The sequence below is a fragment of the Rhizobacter sp. genome (assembly GCF_031412495.1).
Lineage (GTDB): Bacteria > Pseudomonadota > Gammaproteobacteria > Burkholderiales > Burkholderiaceae_C > Schlegelella_A.
Window position 1 is genome coordinate 1 of sequence record NZ_JANODC010000466.1, and the last position, 2,275, is coordinate 2,275.

Here is a 2,275-nt window from a genome sequence, read left to right on the forward strand (position 1 = left end):
GACGTGCTGCCGCGACGCGAGGAACTGCGCGGTGCCGTCGCGGCGGCGCGGCTGGCGCCCGGGCGGCCGGAGATGCGGCTGAGCGTCCGCTCGCAGGAGTCGCGCCGGCTGAACGAGGCGGCGCGCGTCTCCTACTGGGACCGCAACAACGTGCCGGCGGCCGTCGCCCTGCAGGTCAGGGCCTTCGCCGCCAACCCGCTCGATTCCGAGGTCGCGGGCAACCTCGCGTTCCTGCGCATGCGCGAGCAGCCGCCGCAGATCCGTGCGGCTCGGCAGCTGGCGCTGCACTCGCTGACCCTGCCGGACACCCGCTACCCGCTCGGCCGGGTGCAGGACTGGACCACGCTCGCCATCTCCAGCGCCCTGCTCGGCCGGGAGTCGGACGCGCGCCATGCGTGGTACATCTCGCTGGTGCTCGCACCCGATCGGCAACGGCAGAGGAGCGCCGCCCTGCGCGCGGTGTCGATCTACGGCGAGCGCCTGCGCCCCTCGGTCGAGGCCATGCTGCGGCGCGAGTTCCCGGTCGATCGAAGCAGCTCGCGGGCGGCCGGGCGCCGCCCGGCAGGCTAGGGCCTGTTAACGCCATGGGAGGGTTCGCGTGACTCGGCAAAGGGCCTCCTGCGAGGCGCAAAGCGCAGCCGTAGCCGCTGCTACGGCGAGCATTTGCAACGCGGCGGGCGACCCTTTGCCGAGATCACCCGAAGGGCCGGTGCGGTGTGGGCTGCAGGGCGGCGTTGCCCGCTCGTTGTGTGCCGCAGGCACACGGCCTCGCAGGCGCCTTGCCCTGCAGCCCCCACCGCACCAGCGCGAACCCTCCCATAGCGTTAACAGGCCCTAGCGATGAAGGTCCTCGTCGGCACGGCATCGTGGAGCGACAAGTCGCTCGTCGCCTCGAAGAAGTTCTACCCGCGCGAGGCGGGCACGCCGGAAGGAAGGCTGCGCTTCTACGCGACGCAGTTCCCACTGGTCGAGGTCGACACTTCGTACTACGCGATCCCGCTGGCGCAGACCGCGCAGGCCTGGGCCGACCGGACGCCGGCGCAGTTCACGCTCAACATGAAGGCCTTCCGGCTCTTCACCGGCCACCAGACGACGGCCGGCGTGCTGCCGCCCGATCTGCGCGCCGAGCTGCCGGCAATGAAGAAGGCGAGCTTCTATTTCAAGGACGTGCCGCCCGAGCTGCGCGACGCGCTCTGGCAGCGCTTCAAGGAGGCGCTCGAGCCCCTGCGCACCGCCGGCAAGCTGGGTATGGTGCACTTCCAGTTCGCGCCCTGGCTGCTGCGCAACCGCGACGGCCTCGCGCACGTGGCGATGTGCGCCGAGACGATGAAGGACTACACGGTCAGCGTCGAGTTCCGCAACCGGACCTGGTTCGACGACGCCCATCTCGGCGCGACGCTCGCCTTCGAGCGCGAGCTGAACCTGGTGCACACCGTCATCGACAGCCCGCAGGGCTTCCATAATTGCGTGCCGCCGGTGTGGGAGTCGACGCACATGCAGTACTCGCTGGTCCGGCTGCACGGCCGCAACCACGAGACCTGGAACATCAAGGGCGCGACGGTCGCGTCGGAGCGCTTCAACTACGACTATCCCGACGCCGAGCTCGAGGAGATCGCCGCCCGGGTCGAGCGCCTGGCGCCCGAGACCTTCACCACGCACGTGATCATGAACAACAACATGGAGGACCAGGGCCAGCGCAACGCCGCCACCCTGGTGCGGATCCTCGAGGCGCGGCGGCAGGCGAGGGTGCCCAGGCTGGTGCAGCAGGAGCCGCGGCCGGCGCCGCTCGAGAGCCACGAGCAGGAGAGCCTGGTCGGCGCTGCCGAGTGGGTCAGCTGAGGCGGCCGGGACCTGGCAGCGGGAATAGGATGGCACCTGCCGACGCCGACCTTCCCGACACGCCATGCGCTATTCCGCCGCCGAACACGATGCCTTCGCCGCAGCCTTCAACCGTGACAGCCTGGTCGTGCTGCGCCGCCACTTCGAGCCCGGGCTGCTGCGCGCGTGGCGGCGCGAATTCGAGCCGCTGCTGCAGGCCAACATCCGCGAGGAGCAGGACACCCCGACCCGCGGCCCGCAGCGCTTCTACGTGACGCTGCCGTTTCGCGGCGTCTTCGCCGACGCGGCCGTCTACGAGGACCCGGACGTGCTCGCCATCGTCGAGCGCGTCGCCGGCCCCGACCCCGTGATGTGCCAGCTCGTCACCGACACGCCGATGCGGGGCTCGGACTTCCAGGACTGGCACGCCGACACGCCGCTGCTGTTCCCGGAGACG

General features: G+C 70.8%; 3 protein-coding genes. All 3 read left to right on the top strand.

Going from position 1 to position 2,275, the window contains the following annotated elements; genetic code table 11:
- The coding region (locus AC30N0_RS17385; protein WP_489519153.1) for a hypothetical protein at positions 1 to 570 on the top strand (570 nt) is incomplete at its 5' end.
- 270 nt (positions 571 to 840) lie between these two features.
- Entirely contained in the window at positions 841 to 1,839 is a 999-nt protein-coding gene (locus AC30N0_RS17390) for a DUF72 domain-containing protein (protein ID WP_489519154.1), read from the top strand.
- Positions 1,840 to 1,903: 64 nt separating this feature from the next.
- Positions 1,904 to 2,275, top strand: a 372-nt coding sequence (locus tag AC30N0_RS17395; RefSeq protein ID WP_489519155.1) for a phytanoyl-CoA dioxygenase family protein, incomplete at its 3' end; no start/stop codon positions are given.